The organism is Marinobacter sp. F3R11, assembly GCF_003318275.1.
Lineage (GTDB): Bacteria > Pseudomonadota > Gammaproteobacteria > Pseudomonadales > Oleiphilaceae > Marinobacter.
Map to the genome: position 1 here is coordinate 143,439 of NZ_QOCH01000003.1, position 25,818 is coordinate 169,256.

18 protein-coding genes are annotated in these 25,818 nt (G+C 54.8%); 10 read left to right on the forward strand and 8 right to left on the reverse strand.

The genetic code is table 11. From position 1 onward, the window contains the following. Nucleotides 1-12 precede the first annotated feature (12 nt). A complete protein-coding gene (locus DS878_RS00715; RefSeq protein ID WP_187298707.1) occupies nucleotides 13-396 on the forward strand; it encodes a potassium channel family protein in 384 nt (127 codons plus the stop codon). Here the strand turns inward: DS878_RS00715 and DS878_RS00720 are convergent. The 3 genes from DS878_RS00720 to DS878_RS00730 all read right to left on the reverse strand — a co-directional run bounded on the left by DS878_RS00720 (nucleotide 393) and on the right by DS878_RS00730 (nucleotide 6,930). After that, a complete protein-coding gene (locus DS878_RS00720) occupies nucleotides 393-3,623 on the reverse strand; it encodes an efflux RND transporter permease subunit (RefSeq protein WP_113814027.1) in 3,231 nt (1,076 codons plus the stop codon). The genes DS878_RS00715 and DS878_RS00720 overlap by 4 nt on opposite strands. Beyond that, nucleotides 3,620-4,696, reverse strand: a complete 1,077-nt coding sequence (locus DS878_RS00725) for an efflux RND transporter periplasmic adaptor subunit (protein WP_261977536.1) — start codon at nucleotides 4,694-4,696, stop codon at nucleotides 3,620-3,622. The genes DS878_RS00720 and DS878_RS00725 overlap by 4 nt, the downstream gene beginning before the upstream one ends. Nucleotides 4,697-4,935: 239 nt before the next feature. Beyond that, entirely contained in the window at nucleotides 4,936-6,930 is a 1,995-nt protein-coding gene (locus DS878_RS00730; protein ID WP_187298702.1) for a TonB-dependent receptor domain-containing protein, read from the reverse strand. Between the two features lie 253 nt (nucleotides 6,931-7,183). On the opposite strand from DS878_RS00730, the gene gdhA reads away from it, so the two are divergent. The 5 genes from gdhA to DS878_RS00755 all read left to right on the forward strand — a co-directional run bounded on the left by gdhA (nucleotide 7,184) and on the right by DS878_RS00755 (nucleotide 15,341). Beyond that, complete coding sequence (gdhA, locus tag DS878_RS00735) at nucleotides 7,184-8,533, forward strand: NADP-specific glutamate dehydrogenase (RefSeq protein WP_113814028.1); 1,350 nt, start codon at nucleotides 7,184-7,186, stop codon at nucleotides 8,531-8,533. A gap of 50 nt (nucleotides 8,534-8,583) precedes the next feature. After that, on the forward strand, nucleotides 8,584-11,130 hold the full coding sequence (locus DS878_RS00740; protein ID WP_113814289.1) for a PEP/pyruvate-binding domain-containing protein: 2,547 nt from the start codon (nucleotides 8,584-8,586) through the stop codon (nucleotides 11,128-11,130). Nucleotides 11,131-11,213: 83 nt separating this feature from the next. Next, nucleotides 11,214-12,494, forward strand: coding sequence for a sensor histidine kinase (locus tag DS878_RS00745; RefSeq protein ID WP_113814029.1), 1,281 nt, complete (start codon nucleotides 11,214-11,216; stop codon nucleotides 12,492-12,494). Further along, entirely contained in the window at nucleotides 12,491-13,024 is a 534-nt protein-coding gene (locus DS878_RS00750) for a response regulator transcription factor (protein ID WP_113814030.1), read from the forward strand. The genes DS878_RS00745 and DS878_RS00750 overlap by 4 nt, the downstream gene beginning before the upstream one ends. A 190-nt stretch (nucleotides 13,025-13,214) precedes the next feature. After that, nucleotides 13,215-15,341, forward strand: coding sequence for a GGDEF and EAL domain-containing protein (locus DS878_RS00755; protein ID WP_113814031.1), 2,127 nt, complete (start codon nucleotides 13,215-13,217; stop codon nucleotides 15,339-15,341). Between the two features lie 25 nt (nucleotides 15,342-15,366). Here DS878_RS00755 and DS878_RS00760 read toward each other — a convergent pair whose 3' ends face one another. From DS878_RS00760 to DS878_RS00775, 4 genes are all read right to left on the reverse strand, one after another. Continuing rightward, complete coding sequence (locus DS878_RS00760) at nucleotides 15,367-16,026, reverse strand: energy-coupling factor ABC transporter permease (RefSeq protein WP_113814032.1); 660 nt, start codon at nucleotides 16,024-16,026, stop codon at nucleotides 15,367-15,369. A 113-nt stretch (nucleotides 16,027-16,139) separates the two neighbouring features. After that, nucleotides 16,140-17,873, reverse strand: coding sequence for a SulP family inorganic anion transporter (locus tag DS878_RS00765; RefSeq protein WP_113814033.1), 1,734 nt, complete (start codon nucleotides 17,871-17,873; stop codon nucleotides 16,140-16,142). Nucleotides 17,874-17,880: 7 nt separating this feature from the next. Beyond that, nucleotides 17,881-18,750 carry an MBL fold metallo-hydrolase gene (locus tag DS878_RS00770; RefSeq protein ID WP_113814034.1) on the reverse strand — a complete coding sequence of 290 codons (870 nt, stop codon included), beginning with the start codon at nucleotides 18,748-18,750 and terminating at the stop codon, nucleotides 17,881-17,883. 84 nt (nucleotides 18,751-18,834) lie between these two features. Next, nucleotides 18,835-20,343, reverse strand: coding sequence for a diguanylate cyclase (locus tag DS878_RS00775; protein WP_113814035.1), 1,509 nt, complete (start codon nucleotides 20,341-20,343; stop codon nucleotides 18,835-18,837). A 239-nt stretch (nucleotides 20,344-20,582) separates the two neighbouring features. Between DS878_RS00775 and DS878_RS00780 the strand changes: the two genes are divergently transcribed. Then, nucleotides 20,583-21,236 carry a peroxiredoxin gene (locus tag DS878_RS00780; protein WP_113814036.1) on the forward strand — a complete coding sequence of 218 codons (654 nt, stop codon included), beginning with the start codon at nucleotides 20,583-20,585 and terminating at the stop codon, nucleotides 21,234-21,236. 169 nt (nucleotides 21,237-21,405) lie between these two features. After that, on the forward strand, nucleotides 21,406-22,170 hold the full coding sequence (cobS, locus tag DS878_RS00785; RefSeq protein ID WP_113814037.1) for an adenosylcobinamide-GDP ribazoletransferase: 765 nt from the start codon (nucleotides 21,406-21,408) through the stop codon (nucleotides 22,168-22,170). Nucleotides 22,171-22,186: 16 nt separating this feature from the next. On the opposite strand, the gene DS878_RS00790 is transcribed toward cobS, so the two are convergent. After that, a complete protein-coding gene (locus DS878_RS00790; protein ID WP_113814038.1) occupies nucleotides 22,187-22,855 on the reverse strand; it encodes a DNA-3-methyladenine glycosylase I in 669 nt (222 codons plus the stop codon). Between the two features lie 227 nt (nucleotides 22,856-23,082). Here DS878_RS00790 and DS878_RS00795 point away from each other — a divergent pair, with 227 nt between their 5' ends. Beyond that, entirely contained in the window at nucleotides 23,083-24,567 is a 1,485-nt protein-coding gene (locus DS878_RS00795; protein WP_113814039.1) for a YfcC family protein, read from the forward strand. Between the two features lie 14 nt (nucleotides 24,568-24,581). Next, entirely contained in the window at nucleotides 24,582-25,811 is a 1,230-nt protein-coding gene (locus DS878_RS00800) for an arginine deiminase (RefSeq protein ID WP_113814040.1), read from the forward strand. Nucleotides 25,812-25,818: the final 7 nt, after the last annotated feature.

Sequence of the window (25,818 nt, forward strand, 5' to 3'; positions counted from 1 at the left end):
GTCGTTGTACTTATGCACCATGAGATGCTGGTCCGCCTCAGCGTACTTCTGGCGAAAATGCATGAAAGCCATCACTTTCGCCTGGTCGTTGCCGTCCTTGGTGTGCTGCTCGCTCATACGGCAGAGGTATGGGTTTTTGCCGGGGCCTACTTTTTCATGCACCACGCTGACACATGGGGTTTGCTGACAGGCAATTTCGATGGCAGCTTTCTGGACTGCATTTACTTTTCTTTCAGTACCTTCACCACGGTTGGTTATGGTGATATCGAACCGATCGGTGAATTGCGGTTTCTGACCGGCATCGAAGGGCTTACAGGGCTGGTACTGATTACCTGGAGCGCTTCTTTCCTGTTCGTAAAAATGCAGCGCTACTGGACTGGCACCGAGACCCATTAAACCCACCCTCGCCTGGCAAGCGTGTAGTAAATCAGTGGCACCACCAACACTGTCAGTAACGTAGACAGAGCGAGTCCGAACACAAGGGAGATAGCCAGTCCGTTAAAAATAGGATCATTGAGAATAAAGTAAGCTCCCACCATCGCCGATATTGCCGTCAGCGCGATAGGCTTGATACGTACTGCGCCCGCCAGAACCACAGCCCGGTCCAGTTCGATGCCCTCATCCAGCAACTGGCGGATAAACACCACCAGTAATATGGAATTACGTACGATAATACCGGCCAGAGCGATCATGCCTATCATGCTGGTAGCGGTGAACTCCCGGCCCAGCAGGGCATGACCGGGCATGATGCCGATCATGGTCAGCGGAATAGGCGCCATAATAACCAGCGGCAGGATATACGAGCGGAACTGGGCTACCAGCAGCACAAAAATCATGAATATTCCGACACTGTAGGCAGCGCCCATATCCCGGAAGGTTTCATAGGTAATCTGCCACTCGCCATCCCACTTGAGCGTACCTTTTTCCGGCAACGGCGGCTGGTCAATAAAGAACTGCTCTGGAGCCCCTTCCTGCTGTTTCAGGCGCGAAACCATGGCAAACATTCCGTACAGGGGCGAATCCACTGCGCCTGCCATATCGGCGGTTACATAGGTCACCGGCAGCAGGTTTTTGTGGTAAATGGCGCCCATCCAGTCTGCTTCACGCACCTGTGCAACGCTGGCCAGAGGTACCAGATCACCAGTACGGCTGCGCACCTGCAGGGACATGAGAACGGATGGCTGAGCCTTGTTACCTTCGCTCAGAGTTACCCGGACAGGTACAGAGTATTTGGCATGATCATCATGCAAAAAGCTGACATTTATACCTCCAAGCGCCAGCTGCAAAACTTCCACTATCTGGGCCTGTGACACTCCATAACGGGCAGCCCGGGCGCGATCCACAACAATCTCCCACTGTCGGGTAGGCGCATCCAGCGTGGTATCAATATCCACCAGCCCGTCCACCTCGGCCATACCTGCAGCTACGGAGCGTGCCAGCACAGCACGTTGATCCGTATCTGCGCCATAGATCTCGGCAACCACTGGCGACAGCACTGGTGGTCCCGGTGGCACTTCAACAATTTTTACACTGGCGCCGTAACGATTGGCGATGGCGAGCAGCGGTTCCCGCAATCCCTGAGCAATATCATGTGACGGACGGGATCGCTCGCCCTCATCACTGAGGTTAACCTGAATGTCGCCCTGGTACGGATCGCTGCGAAGGTAATACTGGCGTACCAGCCCGTTGAAATTAATGGGCGCGGCAGTACCTGCATAGCTCTGCCAACTGGTTACTTCATCGACGCTCTCCAGGTAATGCCCCATTTCCATAAGCACCCGCTGGGTCTGTTCAACTGGCGCACTTTCAGGCATATCAACAACAACCTGAAGCTCCGATTTATTGTCGAAAGGAAGCATTTTCATAATGACCGCCTGAAACACGGGCAATGAGGAGGCAACCAGAGTCAGCAGAATAACAACAAGTGCGAGCAGGCGGCGGCGCCAGCGGTGGTCGCCCAGGAATGGCGTGAGAATGCCACCAAAAATGCGCAGTGATATGGGACTGACACCGTCAGCTGAGCTACCCGCCTCACCTGCCTCTTTCGCGGCTACGCCTTTTTCATGCTTCAGCAACCTGAGCGCCAGCCATGGTGCAACCACAAAGGCAACAATCTGGGACAGCACCATACCGGCGGACGCATTGATGGGGATAGGACTCATGTAAGGCCCCATCAGGCCCGTTACAAATGCCATGGGCAGCAATGCGGCCATAATGGTCAGGCTGGCCATTATAGTGGGCGTGCCTACTTCATCCACCGCCACAGGTATGATTTCCCGGACGGGATGGTTGGAGTTGCGTATCCGGCGACTGATGTTTTCAGTTATCACGATGCCATCATCGACCAGAATACCAATAGAAAATATCAGTGCGAACAGAGAGACACGGTTAAGGGTAAAACCCCAGGCCCAGGAGAATACCAGTGTCAGCAACAGGGTAATCAGTACAGCCACACCCACAATCAACGCCTGGCGCCAGCCCATGGCAATCAACACCAGTAATACCACGCAAAGAGTGGCGGAAATCAAATCAGAAATAAGCTTGCGTGCTTTAGCAGAGGCAGTCTCTCCGTAGTCCCTGGTGACAATTACCTCTACACCCTCCGGCAGAGCGCGATTGCGTATCTGTTCCAGCCGCTCTTCGATGGCCGTGGTGATATCCACAGCGTTCTGCCCGGGTTTTTTGGCTATTGCCAGCGTCACGGCGGGGTATACATCGCCAGGCTTGCCAACACTGTCAGCGCCCGCCCCTGGCCCGAAGCCGGTCATGACACTCTGGTCCACAATCGTCCCACCACGACTGATGGTTGCTACGTCATCCAGATGCACTGCCGCGCCGTTATGCATTCCAACAACAAGCTGGCGCACATCGTCTACGCTTTCCAGCAGTGTACCGGCCTGAACCGGAACAGAGAGATTGTCACGGGTAACCCGGGCTTCCTGACTGCTGCTGTTGGCGGCTCTCAGGGCATCGCGGATATCACTGAGAGCGAGGTTAAACCCGGCCAGCAGGGCTGGGTCAAAATGGATGTCCACCCGGTCAGGTACGCCACCCACGGTGTACACGTCCCGGGTTCCGGGCACTCGTTTAAGCGCAACCTCAAGCATGTGGGCCAGGCGGGTGAGTTCCTCGCCCGTATGACCACTAAAGGGGTCATACAGAGTGAGGGTCATCACCGGCACGTCATCAATGCCCCTGGGCTTTATCACCGGCTGTGTGGCGCCAAGATCCTCCGGTAACCAGTCCTGGTTGGAATATACCTGGTTATAGAGCCGGACAAGGGCTTCCTGCCTCGGAATGCCAACATCAAACTGCACGGTAATAACCGCTTGCCCCTGACGGGACACCGAATACACATGCTTGATGCCTGCAATTTCACTCATCACCTGCTCGGCCGGGGTAGCGATGGCGCTCTCCACTTCCAGCGTGCTGGCACCGGGAAAAGCAACCATGATGTCTGCCATGGTGACGTCTATCTGCGGCTCTTCTTCTTTTGGCGTAACAATCACTGCAAGCACGCCTAATATGATGGATAGCAGCGCGAGCAGCGGCGTCAGATGATTATCCTGAAAAACCCGGGCAATCGATCCGGAAGGACCGACCGGAGGCAATTCGTGGTTCAATTGATTACCTCCTCTCCGGAAGTATGGGCGCCCGGCAGGTCAAGACGATCGGTTCCAACCAGTTCATGCGGATGGATGACTACCTGTTCACCCTCATTCAGGCCGGCCAGAACTTCCAGGCGGCCTTCCTGCATCACACCGGTGCGGACCTGCCGTAAGCGGGGACGCCCCTGGTCATCCAGCACAAAAACGGCTCTCAGCTCGCTACGGCGGATAAGGCTGGTTGCAGGTATCCAGAGGGTCTCCCGGGTTGCAACCGGAATACCAACCTTGACCAGCATGCCCGGAAACAGTGATCCGTTGGGCTCCGTTAGGCGCATCCGCAGCCGGAAAGTATGGGTAGTCGGGTTGGCGTAGGGGTAAAACGTCATGTCGCCGGTTTCCAGTACCCGGCCATCGGCAAGAGTGACCTGCGCCTGCCGGTCGCGCCGGGCAAGGTCTGCATACTGCTGGGGCAGGTCTACGACAACTCTCAACTGCTCCAGAGACAAGCCACTAAGCAGGGGCTGGCCGGGGCTGACAGACTCGCCGATTTCCACATGACGTTCTGTCAGTATACCGCCATATGGCGCTACTATATGGGTATAGCTCAATTGCTCCTGAGCCTCAGCCAATGCTGCCTCTGCACGTTCAAGGCGGGCCTTGGCTCCGGCCAGATTGTTTTGGGCCTGATCGAATTCCTGTCGTGAAACAAGGCCCCGTGCTTGCAGGGCCTCTATCCGCTTGAACTGCTGCTGCGCATCAGCATAGGCAGCCCGGGCTTCATCCCGGCCAGCCTGCGCCTGACTCACACGGGCACGCTGCTCACTGCTCTCCAGCTGCACAATCAAGTCGCCAGCAGCGACAGAATCATCCACATCAAACGGCAGCTTTTGTACGGTACCACTGGTCTGTGCAGACACAGTGCTCTGCTGAACGGCTTCGATCACACCATCCAGCACAAGCATTTCCTGCAGCTCACTTCGCTCAACAACAGCCGTTTCCGGTTCGCCTGGCAGATCGTCACCGAGAACAGAACCTGCACCTGCCAACCCAAGAAAGATCGTGCCCAGTACCGCAACAATATGCTTCACCACCAGCCACCTCAATAACAGTTATTAATTAATAACTACAGGTTATCAATATACTCGGAGCGAAAACATACTAACCTACCCCTAGTCCGGAATTAGTCTGCTACAAATCCCCACCAACCATTACTATAGATAACTCATAAAGGCGCCCAAAAAAAAGCCCCGTGCAGGACTGTTCTGTCCTGCACGGGGCTGAATGTCACCCGCCGGCTATGAGTAGCGGGCAACTGCCATTGCAAGGTTTACCAGCTGGCTGTCAGCGCCGCGCGCAGCGTGCGCCCGGGCTCGTTCACACGCACCGCATCAGGATTAAACGGGTCGGTGTTGGCGCGGCTCACATGAGGCGCCCAGGTATTATCAAACAGGTTATCCAGAGCCCAGCTGAACGTAAGGTGCTCCATCAGCGGGTGACTGCCAGACAGGTTAAACACGCCATATCCGGGAGAAGTTCCCGCATCCAGCCCGGACTCCGCATCAATGCGATCCTGACGACGGGCCAACTGCCATTGGGCTTCAATACTATGGCCCATATAATTCCAGCCCAGCGTTTGCACGAACTGAACCGGAGAAATCTGGGCCAGGGCCGTATTATCGTCACGGTTTTCACCGCGAACAGCTGCCAGTGTACTGCTGCTATTCCATGTGCCGTTCGTCCAGCCGATCATCACCTCAACGCCAAGCAGACGGGCATCGATATTTTCATAACGGACATCGGTCGAAGTTTCTTCGTAGCGCCGCACGAAATCGTCCACCTGATCGACCCAGGCTACCGGCTTCCAGCTCCACTGGTTTTTGCTGCCACTCAGAGCCAGCTCTACTTTGTGGTGTTTTTCCGTGTCCAGATCAGGGTTACCGATCCAGCTGCCACTTGAGGTGTTCCGGGCCAGATAACGCTCAGTCACACTGGGGCTACGCACGCTGCGGCTCGCAGTCAGTGTGAGAGCCTGGTTATGCGGCAGGCGCCATTCACCGGATACAAACCCGCTGACGTTATTGTCTTCAGGCTTTACATCCGTTGTCCCGTACGCACTCTGATAAAGCATGGCCGGGGTCATGCCCATACTCGCGACCTCATCAGCTCTGGTGGCATCCATTTCCACGCGATCATAACGGACTCCGGCTCCAAGCTTCAGGTTACGGGCAACACGCCGGAAACCCTCGGCGAAAACCCCTACCCGCTCACGCTCCACACCAGGCCACATAAGTGACGCCGTCACTGGTACAGGATTGGTTACGTTGGACAGTGTCGCATCCCAGTCGTTTGTCTCCAGGTCTGCGCCTACAGCCCAGTCAGTTGAGCTGTTGGGACTCTGATCAAGGGTAAACCGCAACCCACGAGTCTCGGTCGTGGAGTCTGTCTGCATTTTCATCATGCCCACCGGGCGCAGGCTGAAGTTATCCATGATGTGATCAACATCGGCCTGCCAGGCGAGCAGGCTCCACTCACCGTCAGCGACTGGAGAACCCAGTTCTATACGGTACATATCTGTGTCAGTTTGCGGAGCATCCATGCCGGCGCCGGCATATTTGACATCGTCTTCTTCCTGACGACTGATCATACCTTTGATGAAGAACCCGTTCTCCGCTGTCCAGGCCCCATCAATACGGCCTTCGGTGTTTTCATAGGCGCTGCGTACCTTATTACCATCACCGTCTTCGTAATCATCTGCTTTATCATATCCGCCAGAAAGCCTGAGCCAGGCATTCTCACTACCAACGGCTGCCGTAGCATTTATCAGCCTGCCGTTACCATTGTCCGATCCACCTATCGTGACCTGGCCGGTGGTAGTGTTGCCGTTGAACCGGGGATCAGCGGTAGTCGCAACAATCTGTCCGCCGGCGATCGGGCCCCAACGCAAAGTACGGTTATTGGTTCTTACTTCCAGAGCCGGAGCCAGGGCGCTACTCAGCCTGCTGGTTGGCGGGTCCATCCGGTTTGGGCAGGCACCTTCTACACGAATGCCATCCAGCAGCACATCCACCCGTTCCTGGCTCTGACCCCGCACTATCGGTTCCAGTCCACGCCCACCCATTCGGGAGAGGGATACCGACGGATCAGACGCCAGCCGGTTTACCGGCTCGCTGACCAATACCCCGTCAGAAGTGTTGCTCTCTTGTCCTTCCGTTACCCGGATAAGAACATTTTCTCCGGCTGCCTGTGCCAGAGTCAGCGCCGGAAATCCGGCAAAACCAATAACTGCCATCGGTGTAAACCAGGCTAATACTCGACCCTTCATACTACTGCGTCCCCGCGGGCTCCGCCGTCTGAACCAAAATAATGGAGGGGAATAATAAACGGGTCAGCTTTTGCGCGCCTGAGACACATTGCCGCATCTCAATGGTGGTATAGGGGTAGAGACAGGAGATCCTGGCACCAAAAAGGAGCACGCTTGCCAAATAAGCCCCAATGTGATCAAATCACCGCCCCTTTTTTGTGCACACCTTTTTCACTTTCCTGCAATAAGCAAGATCCGAAACGAGGAACACCCTATGACCGCCCGACTTGATGAGAAACTGGAACTGATTTACGAAGATGTTCTGCACCGCAATCCGGGTGAAAGCGAGTTTCACCAGGCTGTCCACGAGGTCCTGGAAACACTGGGGCCGGTTCTGGTGAAGTATCCTGAATTTGCTGAGAAGAAGATTATTCAACGCATCTGCGAACCGGAGCGCCAGATTATTTTCCGCGTTCCCTGGCAGGATGATAAAGGCGAAATCCATATCAACAGGGCCTTTCGCGTGGAATTCAACAGCGCTCTGGGGCCTTATAAAGGCGGCATGCGCTTTCACCCTTCGGTTTACCTGGGAATCATCAAGTTCCTGGGATTCGAGCAGATTTTCAAAAATGCACTGACGGGCCTGCCCATCGGCGGCGGCAAAGGTGGCAGCGACTTTGATCCCAAAGGCCGCTCCGATGACGAAATCATGCGTTTCTGCCAAAGCCTGATGACCGAACTCTACCGTCATCTGGGGGAATATACCGACGTTCCCGCTGGTGATATTGGTGTGGGCGGACGCGAAATAGGCTACCTGTTCGGCCAGTACAAGCGCATCACCAACCGCTATGAATCCGGCGTACTCACCGGCAAGGGACTGGACTGGGGCGGCAGCCGTGCACGTACCGAAGCAACTGGCTACGGCACTGTGTTCTTTACTAACGAAATGCTGAAAGCTCGCGGCGACTCCATAGAAGGCAAAAAAGTTGTCGTTTCCGGCTCAGGGAACGTTGCAATCTACGCCATTGCCAAAGCCCATGAACTGGGCGCTAAAGTTATTGCCTGCTCCGACTCCAGCGGTATCATCGTGGACGAAAAAGGCATTGATGTGGCCGCACTCAAGCGTATCAAAGAAGTTGAACGTCGCCGTATCAGCGCATACACAGAGTTCCATAAGGACGCAAAATACGTAGCGGGCGGCAGCATCTGGTCCATACCCTGCGATATCGCACTGCCGTGTGCCACTCAGAATGAGCTGAACGCCAACGATGCCAAGACACTGGTCGAGAATGGCTGTATCGCCGTTGCTGAAGGCGCCAACATGCCGACAACCCCGGAAGGTATTGCTATCTTCCAGCAAGCCAAACTGATGTACGGACCGGGTAAAGCAGCCAACGCCGGTGGCGTAGCAACCTCCGCACTGGAAATGCAACAGAATGCCAGCCGTGACTCCTGGTCCTTTGACTATACTCAAAAGCGTCTTGAAGACATCATGATCGAGATTCACAGGAGCTGTTATGAAACGGCAGCGGAATTTGGAGCTGAAGGCAACTACGTGCTTGGCGCCAACGTCACTGGATTCATAAAAGTAGCTCGCGCCATGGATGCCATGGGCGTTATCTGACGACGGAGCAGTAACTCGTGACCCCAGCCGGCGGAAACTCACAGGATAACATGAGGGCTTCTACCGGCCTTCCGGGGCTTGATGATGTGCTCGACGGCCTCAGAATTGGCGATAATGTCGTCTGGCGGGTCACCGACCTGGACGATTATCGCCGGTTCGTTACGCCGTTTATCGAGTCTGCTGCGTCCGCGGGACGCCGTATCATCTACCTTCGTTTTGGCCAGCATCCTCCTCTGGTCTCCGCGAATACAAACATTCTCATTGAAAACATCGACGCCCTGGGTGGGTTCGAAGCCTTCACTGGCAGAGTCTGGCGCCTGATTGAAGAGCACGGCCGCGGCGCATTCTACGTATGCGATTGCCTGAGTGATTTACTCAATGCCTGGGCCACGGACGCCATGGTAGGTAATTTCTTCCGGGTAGTCTGCCCATTTCTCTTTGAGCTCGATACTGTTGCCTGGTTTGCTCTCTATCCCGACCGGCATTCCCGCACCACACTTGACCGCATCCGGAGAACGACTCAGGTAATGGTGGATGTTCACCGCCTGGGAGACGACGTTCAGATCCAGCCCATCAAGGCCTGGCGCAGGCAATCTCCTACAATGTTTCTTCCGCACCGGGAGTGCAACGGGCGTTTTGTCCCCATTACCGACAGCAGTGACGCAACCCGGCTTCAAGCCGGGCTGGAACTGGCTCAGCTTAATCGTCAACCGCTGCTCGATTACTGGGACCGGCTATTCCTGCAGGTCGAAAGCGCCCTTGAGGGCAATGAAGAAACACAGATTGCTGATATCAAAGATCGCGTACTGAACGTCCTGATAAGCCGGGACCCGCGCATGCTGGAACTCGCCAGACGCTATCTCTCCCTCGAGGATCTGCTTGCCATACGTGCCAGAATGATCGGCAGCGGTTACATCGGCGGCAAGGCTGCCGGCATGTTGCTCGCCCGCAGTATTCTGCTGACCAATCAGCCCGACATCTGGCAGGAGGCTCTGGAACCCCATGATTCCAGTTATCTGGGCTCAGACAGCTATTATTCCTTTCTTGTTCATAACGGACTATGGCCGGCGATCATGCGCCAAAGGTCCGCCGGGGGTTACTTCTCTGAGGCGGCGGAACTTCGTGACAGTCTGATGACGGGCAGCTTCCCACCAGAAATCCGGGCCGGGCTGGAGCGTCTGCTGGATCACTATGGCCAATACCCGATTCTGGTACGCTCAAGCAGTCTCCAGGAGGATGGGTTTGGAAATGCGTTTGCGGGCAAGTACGACAGCGTATTCCTGGTAAACCAGGGCGCCCCGGAGCTTCGGCTTGCAGCACTAGAGGACGCGATCCGGCAAGTTTATGCTTCGACCATGAGCAAGGACGCACTGGTGTATCGGAAGCAACGGGGGCTGGACCAGAGAGAAGAGCCCATGGCGCTGCTGATTCAGCGGGTCAATGGTCGCTTCCACGGGCGTTACTACCTGCCGGACGCTGCCGGTGTCGGGGTTTCCCGCAATACATTCGCCTGGGATACCAGCATGGACCCGGCAGCCGGCATGGTCCGCCTTGTTATGGGCCTGGGTACCCGGGCAGTTGACCGTATTGAAGGTGATCATGCGTGCGTAATGGCACTGGATCACCCCAGTCGCCAACCCTTTCGCAATCAGGATGAAAGCTACCGTTTTTCTCAGCATCTTCTCGATGTGCTGGATTTGAGAGAAGGAAAACTGAACACACTTCCTTTAAGCCAGCTGACTCAGGAAATTCCGGACCTGCCACTAAAACATCTTGGGGAGATAGATCAGCCGGCAAGCCGGCGGGCAGAGGAATTGGGCCTGTCGGGGCCAGTGTGGCGACTGACGTTTCAGGCACTGGTCCGCGGCGGCAAATTTGTCCCCCGTATTTCCAGCCTGCTGAAAACACTGGAAGCAGGGTACCAGCATCCTGTGGATGTGGAGTTCACCCTGCATCTGGACGACGCCGGTGAACCGGCGTTTAACCTTGTACAGTGCCGTCCACTGGCAACCATTGGCGAATCCACAGCGGCGCCAATACCCGCCGACATACCCGCGCGACAGCTTTTATTCCAGACCCGTGGCCATTTTATGGGCGGCAATATAAATCTATGCATCCAGCGTGTTATCCGCGTGGATGCAGCCGTATACAGCCGGTTAAGCGTCAGCGAGCGTTACGAGGTTGCCCGCCTCATTGGCGAACAGGTACGCACAGGTGATGATAAAACCATGCTTATTGGCCCTGGCCGCTGGGGAACCAGCAGCCCGGAACTGGGCGTGCCGGTCCGGTTTGCCGATATAGCCGGTGTATCAGTGCTGGTTGAGGTAGCAGAAATGGAGGGTGATATGGTCCCCGACCTTTCCTACGGATCGCATTTTTTTCAGGATCTGGTGGAAACCGGAATCGCCTATGTCGCCCTGTTTCCCGGTGGCAGAAACTGCACCTATCAGCCGGACCTCCTTCCCGGCATCCAGGCTCACATCCCTCAAGCCACGGCAGAAAAGGCACTGCAATCCTTTGATCTCCGCTCAAACCCACTGCAGCTGACAGGAGACGTTGTCAGCCAAAACCTGGCTTGCTACTTCACAAATGAATAGACTCCCCCTGTTAATTCCGGGAAGTCACTAAATGTGCCTGCAGGGTTCACCGTTGCCCGCCCTGCCCTGTTAGAATCCACATCATGGAATGGCTCACTCACTCTCAAACGGGATTTCAACAAGCTGCGCGCTATCTGTTAGGCATGCGTCTGGCGGTTGTCGGGATCCAGCTTACCGCTCTGGCGGTAGCAGAAACCGTTATCACGCTTGCATACCGTGCTGAAGCACTCGTTATATGCCTGCTCTATGGCGTTGTCGCGACGCTGGGCTGGCTCTGGTTTACCCGACGACCACCACGCTCGCCGGCAAGCGTAAGCGCCGGCCTCGCCCTCGACCTGGCCTTGATAGGTATCTGGCTGTTTCTGACAGGCGGCTATACCAACCCGCTGGTTTCCTTACTGCTGCTGCCTATCGCTGTGGCGATCATTCTGGTACCCCTTAGTCAAAGCATTGCCCTGACGCTTACAGGAATTGCGGTCTACACAGTCCTGGTTGTCTGGCATACCCCGCTTACCCATGACCACGGCCATAACCATAACCACGCCAATCTGGCGCAGTTGCACCTGGTCGGAATGTGGATCACCTTTGCTCTGACGGCTGTAATTCTGCTGCTGGTGGTGGGTGCTCTCGCACGCCGGTTGCGTCAGCAACAGGAGCAACTGTCGAGCATCCGGGAAACGCGCCTGCGCGATGAACAGATTATCGCACTGGGGCTTTCTGCCGCCGCCGTTGCCCATCGTTTGAGTACGCCTTTGAATACCATGACGTTGCTGGTCGATGAGATCCGTTCAGCCTTCCCCGATCCAGACCTTGCTGAAGACCTGAGTCTCATGGAACAACAGCTGACTCTTTGTAGCAAACACCTGCAGCAACTTTCCAACACCGCCATACAGGCCAAAACCGCGCAACTGGAAAATCTCTCTGTTCAGGACTGGGTGGCGCGACTGAAAGAGTCAGCCACACTCCTCTGGCCCGCCGCCCCAATTGAGTGGTCGACAGAACTTCCGGATTGCCGGGTTGCGGTGGATGCTACTCTGGACCAGGCTATCCTCAACCTTCTGGCCAACGCTCTTACCGCGAGCCCGGCATGGGTAGGCGTCAGTGTGCGCCAGGCAACTACCGGCAGAATAGAAATGGTGGTCAAGGATCAGGGCGATGGCCTGGAGGATACTCTGCAGGAAACACCGGGAGAACAGATTGTGGGCTCAGAGAACGGCCTGGGGGTGGGCCTCTTTCTTTCAAACGCGACGATCCAGCGACTGGGAGGCACTCTGAAAGCGCGTGTTGACCAGGATGGCACAACCATGATCATCGATTTGCCGGAAGCCGGGGCTGATAAAACTAACCTCGGAGGGAGCAAGTGACTACAAACGAATGCTGGCTGCTTATTGACGATGACGAGGCCTTCCTGGAGATACTCCAGCGTGCTCTGAAACGCCAGGGGATTGAAGCCACAGGCACTCATTCCCGTGCCGAAGCACTTCGCGCCCTTGATACCCAGACCTTCCGGAAGTGCGTTCTGGACCTGAACCTGGCGGGTGAGAGCGGCCTTCAACTCCTGCCCGAACTTCTGACCAAAATACCCGGCCTCGACGTACTGGTGCTAACAGGCTATGGCAGTATAGCCACCGCCGTTGAAGCCATGCGCCGCGGTGCCGTCAATTATTTATGTAAGCCGGTTACTGTTAATCAGCTCATCACCGGTTTTGAAGCCCTGCCGACATCGCCGGAACTGCGACATGAACCACCGTCGGTGGAAGAAATGGAGTGGGAGCACATTCAGCGAGTTCTGAATGAGCATGAGGGCAATGTTTCTGCTACAGCCAGAGCTCTGCACATGCACCGGAGAACCCTGCAGAGAAAGCTGCAAAAGCATTCACGCTGGCGCAACTAGATTACAAACCACTAAATTGATATACATCAAAATCATTTTCCTTTGCATGGGTATTCTGCGCGGCTGCTTTTCCGCAAAGGGCGCTGGCAAACAATGGATGCTGCGCGTATAAATCAATATCAGGATCAATCTAACGGGACAGGGAGAACAGTCGCACTTTTTAGTTTGTGGCCGGAGCACAACTTCAGTTATGCCAGATATAGACATTCCGGAACCCGAAGCGCCCTGCTCCCAGATTGATCTGGAGCGCCTTTCACTGGTTGCCAGTGTTACGCCAAATATGGTTCTTATCCTTGACGCAGAAGGGATTGTTCAGTGGGCTAACCCCTGCTTCGAAGAGCATACCGGTTATCTGCTGCAGGATATTCTCGGTACCCACCCGAACAAGCTTCTGAATGGCCCGGGGACAGACCCGGACACAATAAAGGACATCACCCGAAAACTGTGCGAGAGGAACCCGTTTGCAGAAGACATTCTGCTATACACCCGCTCCGGCGCACCATTCTGGGCCCATCTCAACTGTGTTCCTGTCAGCGCAGAAGCGGGTGTAAAACCCGGGTTCATTGCCATCATGAACAACATTTCGGACCACAAGCAAGGCGAACGCGGCTTGCGCATTGCCGCCTGCGTATTTGACCGCAGCCACGAAGCCATCATCATTTCCGATCATAACAACCGTATACTGGACGTAAACCCGGCCTTCTCCCGCATTACCGGATACAGTCGTTCAGACGTACTGGGGCTCAACCCATCCATCCTCAGCTCCGGTCGTCACTCACCTGACTACTACCGTTCCATGTGGAAAAGTATTCAGGAAAATAACCACTGGCGCGGCGAGATCTGGAACCGGCGGAAAAACGGCGAGGAATTTGTCGAGTTGCAATCTATCAGTCGCGTGCATCTTGAAGAGCCCGGCCGCTACTACCATGTGGCCACATTCACCGACATTACCGCCCTGAAAAATCATGCCAAAGAGCTGGATTGGGCAGCCAACTATGACGAACTCACCGGCCTGCCTAACCGCCAGCGTCTCAAAGACCGCCTGGCCAAAGCCCGAACCCGCGCAGATCAACAGCAAAAGACCCTGTCAGTCTGTTACCTGGACCTGGACGGCTTCAATGCTATCAATGACAGCTTCGGTCATACCATTGGTAACCAGATACTGTGTATTCTGGCTGGACGCCTGGCACAGGCTCTGCGCAGTGGCGATACCGCTGCCCGTATCGGCGGCGACGAGTTCGGCCTGATTCTTCAGAGTGATAATCACGACGTCATCTATCAGCAGATATTGTCCATTATCAATGAGCCCGTTGATCCGGGCACAGGTACAGGGCCGGTCACTCTCACCGCAAGCCTGGGCATCACCCGCTACCCCGAAGATAATGCGGATGCCGAAGGGCTGATCCGCCATGCCGACCAGGCCATGTACTCTGCCAAGGAGAGAGGGCGGAACCAGCTGCACTTTTTTGACCCGGAACTGAACGAACACCGGCAGCAACGGCGTAAACAGCTTACGGAAATCACCCGGGCCCTCGAAAATGAAGAGTTTGAACTCTATTTCCAGCCTCAGGTACGCATAGCCGATTGTAAGGTAGTGGGTTTCGAGGCGCTTATTCGCTGGAAACATCCGTATAAAGGATTACTACACCCGGCAGCTTTTCTTCCCACACTGGAAGACAGCCACTTGGAGGTCCCCTTGGGCCAATGGGTTCTGAAAGAGGCCATTTATCAGATGAACCTCTGGCATCAAGCCGGTCAGGATCTGTCGGTCAGCATCAATATCAGCGCTCGACACCTGATGGACCACAGCTTCACACGCTACCTGGAAAGTTATCTGCACAGCCACCCGGATGTGAATCCCGGTAAAATCACACTGGAAGTTCTTGAGTCAACTGCACTTGATGATATCCGGCGAGCCAGCAACGTGCTTACCCGGTGTCAGGAACTGGGAATTCGTATCGCCCTGGATGATTTCGGCACAGGGTTTGCCTCACTCACCTACATGCGCACACTACCGGTCGACCTGGTTAAAATTGACAAGAGTTTTGTGCTCAATATGCTCAATGATACAAACGACAGGGCCATTGTGGAGAGCGTGATTTTTCTGGGCCAGAGATTCTCCCACCCAATTCTGGCAGAAGGTGTTGAAACCATGGTTCATGCCCAAGCCTTGCGTCAGCTAGGCTGCAATTACGCTCAGGGCTACGGAATAGCGCGCCCGATGCCAGCGGGCGAAATACAGGAATGGATGCAGCAGTGGCACGAAAAAAACAGCGCCTCTGAAAAGCAGGTGTGTGCCCGTACACAAGGCTGGTAACCAAAACGACGGGATCACTGACTTTCTAACGATACCGACGTTGGTCCAGCGTTGTCAGCCGGTCCGGGTGAAACACCATCATGCCAGTAACAACAGCCCCATTCACAAAACCCTCAGGGAGCATGAACAGGGGCAGATACCGAAGATAATCGTGAACCAGCTCTGAAAATTCATATACACCGCTAAGCCAGAGCATCATGCACATCACCATCCCGGCGACAACGACTGACATCCCCGCCCCGAAAAAACCACAGATAAAAATATAGGCAAAAAAGTTGCTGAAATCCCGGTGCCTTTCCCAAAGCATGATGCCCTGGGTAACCAGCGCGGGAACCATAACAGTCACAAAGCCGTTGGCGGCGAACATCATGACCGGCTCCCGGCCCGTTATCACCGTAATGGCCAAAGCCAGGAGTCCGGCAAATATTGCGAGCCCCCAGCCCAGCATCAGTGTGACCACAGTAATGCCAAAGATATGGATCGCTAACCCGGGATAGATACCGGCCCGCAACTGCCAGATAAAACCCAAAGCAACGGCAGCACCAAAAAAGGAATGCTGCAGGGCATTGTCAGAAACCAGAACTCGCCAGCGCACAGACCGGGCGGCCTGTACAAGAATCAACAGAAACAGGGCCAGAGTGACAACCCATTGCCCGGTAGATAGCAAATTATCGGTCATGCCCATATTGCAGTACGCCCATTAAAATCTGGAACACACCCAATGATAACGGCCCTGACCGCCATACGGCCAATGATCTGTATCAGCAGAAAACTGAATTAACGCAGTAGTGCCCCTTGTCAGGCGGTATGTTTCAACGGCATGTGGCTGTCGGTAAGAGCCTGCCAGGCTTCATAGGTGCTGAGAAACACCTGGCCGCCCAGATGGGAGATCAGCTCAGTACCTTTTAACCGATCCATAACCGGCCCTTTCACCTCAGAAAGATGCAGACATACTCCTGCATCTTTAAGACGTTCGTTTATCGCCTCCAGGCTTTCCAGTGCAGACGCATCTATCTGGTTGACGGCCGGGCACACCAATACGAGATCTTTCAACTCCGGCTCACCAATAACCAGATCCATCACCGTTTCTTCCAGAAAGCGGGCATTGGCAAAATACAGGCTTTCATCCACCCGCAAGAAGGTGACTTTCGGGCATAGTTCCACATCATGACGAAGTACATTGCGGAAGTGCTCTGTACCGGGCACCCGACCAACGACCGCACTGTGAGGCCGGCTGGTACGATAAAGAAACAAACCTATGGAGAGCGCTACTCCCGCAATAATACCGGCTTCCACACTGTGTGCGAGTGTCAGCACGATGGTGGCCAGCATGGCCCCGAAATCCGTCCGCGAATACCGCCAGGTACGACCCAGCGCCGGTAAATCAATCAGCGTCGCCACGGCAACTATGATGGTCGCTGCAAGCGTTGCCTGTGGCAGGTAGGCAATAGCAGGCGTCAGAAACAAAGTGGCGAGGGCAATCCCCACAGCGGCGTATGCACCTGCAGCCGGAGTTTCCGCTCCGGCATCAAAATTAACTACCGACCGGGAGAACCCGCCTGTTACCGGCATACCCCCGGAGAACCCGGCACCAAGGTTGGCTGTTCCCAAACCAATCAACTCCTGATCCGGGTCAATCCGCTGGCGCCGTTTTGCGGCGAGAGTCTGGCCTACAGAAACCGACTCCACAAAACCCACAACACTGATGAGCAGCGCACTGACCGCCAGCTGCTGCCATAGCCCCCAGTCCATCGGAGGCATGGTCAGCTCCGGAAGACCCGATGGCACCTTCCCAACCAGGCGCACTCCCTGATCACCCAGCCCGAACTGCCAGGCAACCAGCGTCGTTACGAGTACCGCAAGAATCGGCGCCGTTTTGGTGATGATATCGGCAGAGCGTGACCCTACGCCCGAACGTATCAAGAGGGGCTTGAGCTGTTTACGCGCAAACACAAGAAACAACAGCGCACCTATGCCGATCATCAGGGTTGGCATATTGGTATCACCGACCGACTGTGCCAGCGACTGTCCAATCGTCAGAAGATTGTGGCCAGTCGCCTGCACCCCGAAGATGTGTTTGAGCTGGCTGGCAGCAATTACAATCCCGGAAGCCGTGATAAAACCGGAGATAACAGGATGGCTGAGAAAGTTGGCGAGAAATCCTAGCCGGAAAATACCCATCATTGTGAGCATCAGCCCCGACATGACAGCCAGAAGAATGGCTCCTGCCACATAGTCAGGGCTACCCGCCTCAGCCAGCGGCTCCAGCGCGGCCGCAGTCATCAGGGATGCCACCGCCACCGGGCCAACCGAGAGCGTGCGGCTTGTCCCGAAAACCGCGTAAATTACCAGCGGAAGAATACTGGCATACAACCCGACCTGAGCGGGCAATCCAGCCAGCAGTGCGTAAGCCAGGGACTGGGGAATCAGCATAACGGTCACAATGACCGCAGCCACCAGATCACTGGTGGCCTGGCCCCGACCATATTGTGGCGCCCACTGAAGAACAGGCAGAAAGCGTTTGAAGTTCATGAGACGCTCAGAACAGGTTAATCGGAACTTTCAGATACACCTGCCCATTGTCCTCTGCCGGGGGCATTTCTCCCGCCCGCATATTCACTTGTACAGAGGGCAGTATAAGCCGCGGCATGTCGAGGGTGGCATCACGCTCCGTGCGCATTTTTACAAACTCGTCTTCAGTCACACCATCATGCACATGAATATTGGCCGCGCGCTGCTCCGCTACGGTTGTCTCGTGTGCATAAACGTCTCTTCCCGGCGCCTTGTAATCATGGCAGAGGAAAATACGGGTCTCCGGAGGCAGCGACATTACCTTGCGAACAGACCTGTAAAGTGCCCTGGCATCGCCGCCGGGGAAATCGCAGCGTGCAGTCCCGTAATCTGGCATGAAAAGGGTGTCGCCGACAAAAGCAGCATCACCGATAACATAGGTCAGGCACGCAGGTGTATGGCCGGGAGTATGCATAACACGGCCTTCAAGACCGCCTATCGCAAAGGTGTCTCCATCCCTGAATAACTGGTCAAACTGACTGCCATCGCGGGCAAATTCGGTACCGGCGTTAAATGCCTTGCCAAAAATCTCCTGAACATCGCAGATATGGGCACCAATACCGGTTTTACCGCCCAGTTTCTCGTGCAGATAAGGCGCTGCAGACAAGTGATCTGCATGAACATGAGTTTCCAGAATCCACTCGACCTTCAGATTCTCAGAGCGTACGTATTCGACAATTTCGTCCGCAGAACGTACATCGGTTTTGCCTGCGGCATAGTCAAAATCGAGCACTGAATCAAGAATGGCACAGGCCTGACTATCAGGATCACGAACCACATAACTGAATGTATTGGTGGGTTCATCAAAAAAATGGTGGACGATCGGATTTTTGCTCACAGTATTCACCTCCGTTGGGGTGGCCCCTTGATTTCTTATTCTAAGGATATACCAAAACGGAATATTAGGTGAAATTCTCTTTTCCTATCTGCGTGATACTCCTGATGCATCAACGAGACAGTCGCGCCCTGCCTGCTTTGCGAAGTAGACCCGCTCATCCGCCAGCCGGATAAGCGGGTCAGGCGAGGCCGGAATACCGCTAAGCTCTCCGATCGCAGCAATACCGGCACTGACGGTCAGTGGTAATGTGCGGCCTTCAAAAATAAAGTCGTGATCACGTACCGAACAGATAATGCGGCTGACCGTGTCCCTCACATCGGCCTGGCTCACCCCGCTGAATGCCACAACAAACTCTTCTCCGCCAAATCTCGCCACCACATCGGTTTCGCGGGTCTGCTCCAGCAGAATGTCGGCAAACCTGCGCAGACAGTAGTCTCCGCCCAGATGTCCACAGGAATCGTTGATCTGTTTAAACCGGTCGAGATCAAACATCGCCATAGTAAAATGCTCTCCATAGCGGTTGACGCGGCTAAGCATTTCATTAAGCCTGGGCATAAGATATCGCCGGTTATGCAAAGTAGTCAGGGGATCGCGAATAGACTGGTTAAGCAGCTCGCTTTCAAGCCGGTGGCGCTCAAGTGCGCCGGAGAGCAGGCCCGACACTATAATAAGAAGATCTGCCTGATCCTCACGCCAGGCCCGCTCGCGAAGAGAGTCCACGCCAAAGAAACCGGTAACAACACCCCGGACCCGGATCGGCACGCAGAACATTGAACAGACACTCTGCTGCTCCAGCAGTTCTCGTTCGGGCCCGGCGGGTAACTGGTCCAGCGCTTCAACAAATACAACCTTATTGCCGCTGACCATCTCTTCGATCTTGCCTTGCCACCACTCAAAATCTTCAGTCTGAACGTTACGCTGAGTATCGATCAGAGATGGCACGCCAGGTGAACACCATTCGTGAGTATTGTCCATAACACGGTAGTCTGGTGAGAACCCATACACGTACGCCCGGTCGACCGCAAAAAAACGGCCGATCGTTTCCAGGAGTTTGGAAATACACTGATCAATAGTGCCGAAGCTCAGATTGATAAACTCGGTAGACAGACTGGCAATTACTCTCTGAAAATTCGCCTGAAAAGCCGACTCGGCCTCTCGGTCCCGAAGCGTGAACTCAAGCTCTTTATAATGCCCGATATTGTAAAACTGGCCATACCAGGCAGTACTTCCATCGATCTGGCGCTCGGGAATTGCGTGGACTTCAAACCATTCATAGTGTCCAGCTCTGACTTTCAGACGAGCCTGATACCGCCAGGGGGCGAGGGATTTGACAGATCCGGCAATACTCATTCTGACGCCACTGATGTCATCCGGGTGAATGACAGAAAACATGGCCCCAGCTTTTTTACGCAGAACAGCCGGGTCAAGCCCCAGAATACTCTGCACCTGATCGCTGACAAACAGGTATCTGTGTAGTTCACTGTCGGCACTCAGCCAATAAGTAAAGAGTACACCGGGAATACCCGAGGCCAGCTTTCTGAAAAAATAATCAGAGTCCGTGTTGCGCGGCCCCTCGCTGGACTGTTTAGTCATGAAGCACTCGCCTTCCGGGCGTCAATCAGCTTAGTCAAAAAAGTGTAGCCGACATCGGCTACACTCGACTATAACAAAACCGGTGAAGTCCTGTATGCACCGGGCAGGTTATGGTCCGGGAAAGACGGGATAGCAGGTGTTCATTGAAACACCCTATGGTTCTCATTGGAATATGCTTATTCCATAATGAAATTTATGGTCTATAGTTAAACCATCAACAACCACTGAGGAGTTTGAACATGGAACAATCTGACAACCCTGTATTCGGCCTGCCACGTTTGAACGAGCGCGCGCCTGACTTCAACGCTCCTACAACTGACGGCGTAAAAACCCTGGACAGTTATAAGGGTAAATGGCTGGTATTATTCTCACATCCGGCAGACTTTACACCGGTTTGTACTACCGAATTCATGGCCTTTGCCAAGATGGCCCCGGAATTCAACAAGCGCAACTGTGAACTGCTGGGCCTGTCCATCGACAGCCATCACTCACACATTGCCTGGATGCGTAACATCAAGGAAAAGTTCGGCGTCGAGATCCCCTTCCCGATTATTGCCGACCTTAAAATGGATGTTGCTCGCGCTTACGGCATGATTCACCCGGGTGCCGCAGATACATCGGCAGTACGCGCAACGTTCATGATTGACCCGAACGGCGTACTGAGAGCCATGGTGTATTACCCGATGAGTAACGGCCGCTCGATTCCCGAGTTCCTGCGTTTGCTGGATGCGTTGCAAACCAGTGATGAAAACGGCGTAGCCACTCCGGAAGGCTGGCAACCAGGCGATCGCGTTATCGTTCCGCCCGCCGCCACTGCAGCAGAAGCGGACAAGCGCGTTAGCTCTGATGAGTACGACTGTGTAGATTTCTACTACTGCACAAAGCAGCTCTAAGCGCCAGATAAAGCGCTCGCAGTAATGAAACAGCCCTCCCTGGCCCATCCCTGGCCGGGGAGGTTTGTTCAATCAGGAAAAATATCCTGAGCCATGTTACCTTCCCGACTCTCCCGTTAGCCGGCGTTTCATCGCCCGAGAGAACACCCTCAGCTGAACAGAGTCATCTATGCCTACTCAATCCGGAACGATAACCAACGAATGGCAGGCCTTCTGGTTGGCCATTGGCTTTCTCACCCGCATTCCCATTCCTGTGCGCATCAATTATTCGCAGCAGTTGATGAACCAGTGCAGCCTGTATTTTCCAATGGTGGGCCTTATGCTGGGCGCGCTCTACGCAGGACTCTTCGCTCTCCTTAGCCTGGCATGGAGCCCGCTGACCTGCATTTTGTTAGTACTCTGCTTTCACCTGTTCATCACCGGCGCCTTCCATGAAGACGGACTTGCTGACAGCATGGATGCACTGGGTGGTGGCTATACCCTTGAAAAACGTCTGGAAATCATGAAAGACAGCCGCATAGGAACTTATGGTACTGCGGCTCTGGTGATGGCTCTGGCTCTGAAGGCTGCACTTCTTCTGGACACCAGCAACATCTGGCTGGCGCTATTGGTGATGCCCGCTATCAGCCGCATAACCCCTTTGCTTCTGATGGCGTTCATGCCTTACGTAACCGACCCGGAAAAAAGCAAAAGCAAACCCGTAGCAGAAAGCTTTTCGCGCAGACGTTTGCTGGTCAGCGGCCTGTTTACCGCCCTGGTGGCTTTTTTGTTCAGCCTGTGGATACCGGGACTGTGGCTCGCTGCACTCACTGCAATTATCACCGTCGCATTGCTATGGGGCTGGTATCTTCAGCGGCAATTAGGCGGTTACACCGGAGATACTCTCGGAGCGAGCGTTGTATTTTGTGAGCTGGTGCTGTTGCTTGGCATCTAGGCCAGGAAAACAAGCCTCAGCTCTCCACAGAACACGACAAGATGCGCGACAAATGACTATAAGGCAGGCCGGTTTCCTGGTGCCAGCCGGTAAACGCCGCCTGCGCTTGCAGCAACCCGGTTTTACTGGTGGGTGAGGCATCCAGCAGATCTGCGTGGCGAAGCCCGGCAACAACATCGTGAGACAGGATAAAACCGTCCCAACCCACATGGCGCAGAAAATACTGGGCGCTGTTACCGCCGAGGCGGGAGCCGTTGCGTTTAAGCCACAGCAACAGGCCAGCCTCATCTTCTGACGGCCACTGCCTCAGAAACGCACCAAAGCTGCCATATTCGCGGGCGGCATCCACAATCATGCGGGCATTCTCTGGTACCGTACGGATCTTCTGCATATTGCGAACAATACGTTCATCGCTGGCCAGGGCTTCCAGAACATCCGGGGGTACCTGCTGCCAATAAGCAGGCACAAAACCGTGAAAAGCCGCTTCGAAACCGGCCCACTTGTTATCAATCACTCGCCAGACAAACCCGGCCTTGAACACGCAGCGGGTAATCTCCGAGAGGTAGCGATCATCCGTTCGCGCCTCCAGTTCAGCTACCGGCGGCAGTTCTGGCAACAACGCGTTCAGTGCTTCAACACCGCCTTTACGTGCAATTGCTCGCTCATGGATATCTGAAAAGCGCATAGAACCTCGTCGTTATGGGTACTGACTGATAGGGCCCGATAAGTTTATATCGCACTTGCATTAATTATGATCTGACTCAACTCCGCCAAACCACCTTCGATCTACTATTGCCGCTCATTGATCCAAATACCGCCTGACCACCCGGCCGGGCCAGAGTGTTCAAAGCCAGGAGACAAATCTACCCTGGCTTTGTATGCAGCTGTAAGTGAGGATTAAGGAGAAACGCAATGACTGAAGAGCAGCAGCCCCCCGAAAAACCTTCTGAATCTCCCTCAGACATACCTTCAGACAGCCCCGAACAGGACCTGGCTACGCGGTTTCCCACGGCTTATACCATTCTGTTTCTACTGATCATATTCGTTGCTGCGCTGACATGGATTATACCCGCTGGCCAATATGACCGGGAAATGAATGAAGAAGTCGGACGCGAAGTCGCCGTACCGGGCACCTATCAGACGGTCGACCCCAACCCTCAGGGCTTTATGGACATCATGCTCGCTCCCACGGCCGGGTTCTATGATCCTGACAGTTACGTGGCCAATGCAATTGATGTCGCCCTGTTCGTCATTTTCCTGGGTGGCTTCCTCGGTGTAATGAATGCAACCGGCGCTATCGACACGGGCATACGCAGCGCCATGCGCCATCTCAAGGGCCATGAAGTCTGGATGATACCGATCCTGATGACACTGTTCGCCATAGGCGGCACAACCTATGGCATGGCTGAAGAGACTCTGGCGTTCTATGCCATTCTGATTCCGGTGATGATGGCTGCCGGATACGATGTTGTAACAGGGGTGGCTATTATTCTGATCGGCGCCGGTATCGGGGTACTGGGATCAACCATCAACCCGTTTGCCACCGTTATTGCGGCAAACGCCGCGGATATCCCGTTTACCGATGGCATGGCCGTGCGCTTTATTCTGCTTGTTGGCGGACTGCTGATCTGCGCGGCGTACGTTATGCGCTACGCCATTCGCGTCAAAGCGGATCCGTCGCGCTCTGTCGTATCCGGCCAATGGAATGCCCACCGCAAGCTCTTCCTGGGCCGGCATGATGAAAAGGTCCTGGATTCCACTCTCGACAGAACTCAGGTAATTGCCCTTCTTATATTTGCCGCAACCTTCGTGACCATGATCTGGGGCGTATCCTCACAGGGCTGGTGGATGGCTCGCATGGGCGCTCTGTTTTTTGGTTCGGCCCTGGTGATCGGCATTATCGCGCGCCTTGGCGAGAAGAAGCTCAGCAGCAGCTTTGTTGATGGTGCCCGCGATCTTCTGGGGGTTGCACTTGTCGTCGGGCTGGCGCGAGGCATTGTGGTGATCATGGATCAGGGCATGATTGCCGATACCATCCTGCACAGTGCGGAAACATCTCTTGGAGGCTTACCCGAACTGGCCTTTATCAACCTGATGTTCTGGATTGAAGTAGGCATGAGCTTCTTTGTGCCTTCATCTTCCGGCCTTGCGGTTCTTTCAATGCCGATTCTGGCGCCGCTTGCTGATTTCGCGAACGTAGGGCGTGATCTGGTCGTAACAGCCTACCAGTCTGCCAATGGCCTGGTGAACCTCATCAACCCCACCTTTGCAGTGGTCGTCGGCGGGCTGGCTATCGGTCGTGTGTCCTATGATCGCTGGATCGCCTTTATCTGGCCTTTATTGTTAATTCTCACCATTTTTATTACTTTGGTCATCAGTGCAGCAGCACTGCTTTAGCAGAGGAGTGAGTTATGACTGAGCATACGCTTGGAGTACATTCCGAAACCGGCACTCTGCGACAGGTCATTGTCTGCCGCCCCGGACTGGCTCACCGGCGGCTGACGCCCTCCAACTGCGACGCCCTGTTGTTTGATGATGTATTCTGGGTCAAACAGGCACAGAAAGATCATGATGTGTTTGTCAGCGTAATGCGGGAGAGAGGTACCGAGGTACTGGATGTCAACGAATTGCTGGCAGAAACCCTGAACATCCCTGAAGCCCGCAAATGGATTCTGGATCACCGAATTACCTGGAACCAGATTGGTGTCGGGATGATTTCCGATCTGCGCGCCTGGATGGACGAGCTTCCGGGCAGAAAGCTTGCTGAATACCTGATTGGCGGGCTTGAGGTGGCGGACCTGCCCTTTGACCCGACAGGGCTTTTTGGTAACCACCTGGGGCATTACGGGTTTGTGCTGCCACCGCTGCCAAACTATCTCTTTACAAGGGATAACAGCGCCTGGATCTATGGTGGTGTCACTCTGAACCCCATGTACTGGGCCGCCCGCAAGCCCGAAACCCTGTTAATGGCAGGCGTGTACCGGTTCCACCCGAAATTTGCCGGCAAGGTCGATGTACTCTGGGGTGACCCTGCAAAGGAACATGGGCTGGCGACACTCGAAGGCGGAGATGTCATGCCCGTAGGCAATGGCACCCTTCTTGTTGGTATGGGAGAACGTTCATCACCTCAGGGTGTCGGGCAACTGGCCAATGCGCTTTTTGAAAAAGGCACTGTAGATAGGGTGATAGCCTGCCAGATCCCGAAATCCCGTTCCGCCATGCATCTCGACACCATCTTCACCTTCTGCGGCGGCAAGGTTGTCACCACATTTAAAGAGGTGGCAGATGAAGTGGTCTGCTATGACCTGCGTCCCGGCGAAGGCGAAAAACACCTGTCTTTCCGCCAGGATCCCCGGCCGCTGTTTGATGTGGTAGCAGACGTACTTGGTTACCAGTCTCTCGAAATTATCCCCACCGGTGGTGAAAGCCCCGCCGAGCGGGAACGGGAACAGTGGAACGACGGAAACAATGTGCTGGCACTGAGTCCTGGCGTGGTAGTGGGCTATGACCGCAACGACGATACCAACGCAGCACTCAAAGCCGCAGGTATCGAAGTGCTTTCCATTCCCGGTGCCGAACTCGGGCGCGGCAGGGGCGGCGGACGATGCATGAGCTGCCCGACCATGCGCGACCCCATCTGATTGCACA

Excerpts from the sequence above, each read along its gene's own strand:
- DS878_RS00795 (WP_113814039.1), top strand. The coding sequence starts at position 23,083 with ATGACTGAAGAGCAGCAGCCCCCCGAAAAACCTTCTGAATCTCCCTCA.
- DS878_RS00745 (WP_113814029.1), top strand. The coding sequence starts at position 11,214 with ATGGAATGGCTCACTCACTCTCAAACGGGATTTCAACAAGCTGCGCGC.
- DS878_RS00730 (WP_187298702.1), bottom strand. The coding sequence starts at position 6,930 with ATGAAGGGTCGAGTATTAGCCTGGTTTACACCGATGGCAGTTATTGGT.
- DS878_RS00740 (WP_113814289.1), top strand. The coding sequence starts at position 8,584 with ATGAGGGCTTCTACCGGCCTTCCGGGGCTTGATGATGTGCTCGACGGC.
- DS878_RS00760 (WP_113814032.1), bottom strand. The coding sequence starts at position 16,026 with ATGGGCATGACCGATAATTTGCTATCTACCGGGCAATGGGTTGTCACT.
- gdhA (WP_113814028.1), top strand. The coding sequence starts at position 7,184 with ATGACCGCCCGACTTGATGAGAAACTGGAACTGATTTACGAAGATGTT.
- DS878_RS00780 (WP_113814036.1), top strand. The coding sequence starts at position 20,583 with ATGGAACAATCTGACAACCCTGTATTCGGCCTGCCACGTTTGAACGAG.
- DS878_RS00790 (WP_113814038.1), bottom strand. The coding sequence starts at position 22,855 with ATGCGCTTTTCAGATATCCATGAGCGAGCAATTGCACGTAAAGGCGGT.
- DS878_RS00765 (WP_113814033.1), bottom strand. The coding sequence starts at position 17,873 with ATGAACTTCAAACGCTTTCTGCCTGTTCTTCAGTGGGCGCCACAATAT.
- cobS (WP_113814037.1), top strand. The coding sequence starts at position 21,406 with ATGCCTACTCAATCCGGAACGATAACCAACGAATGGCAGGCCTTCTGG.
- DS878_RS00800 (WP_113814040.1), top strand. The coding sequence starts at position 24,582 with ATGACTGAGCATACGCTTGGAGTACATTCCGAAACCGGCACTCTGCGA.
- DS878_RS00715 (WP_187298707.1), top strand. The coding sequence starts at position 13 with ATGCACCATGAGATGCTGGTCCGCCTCAGCGTACTTCTGGCGAAAATG.
- DS878_RS00755 (WP_113814031.1), top strand. The coding sequence starts at position 13,215 with ATGCCAGATATAGACATTCCGGAACCCGAAGCGCCCTGCTCCCAGATT.
- DS878_RS00775 (WP_113814035.1), bottom strand. The coding sequence starts at position 20,343 with ATGACTAAACAGTCCAGCGAGGGGCCGCGCAACACGGACTCTGATTAT.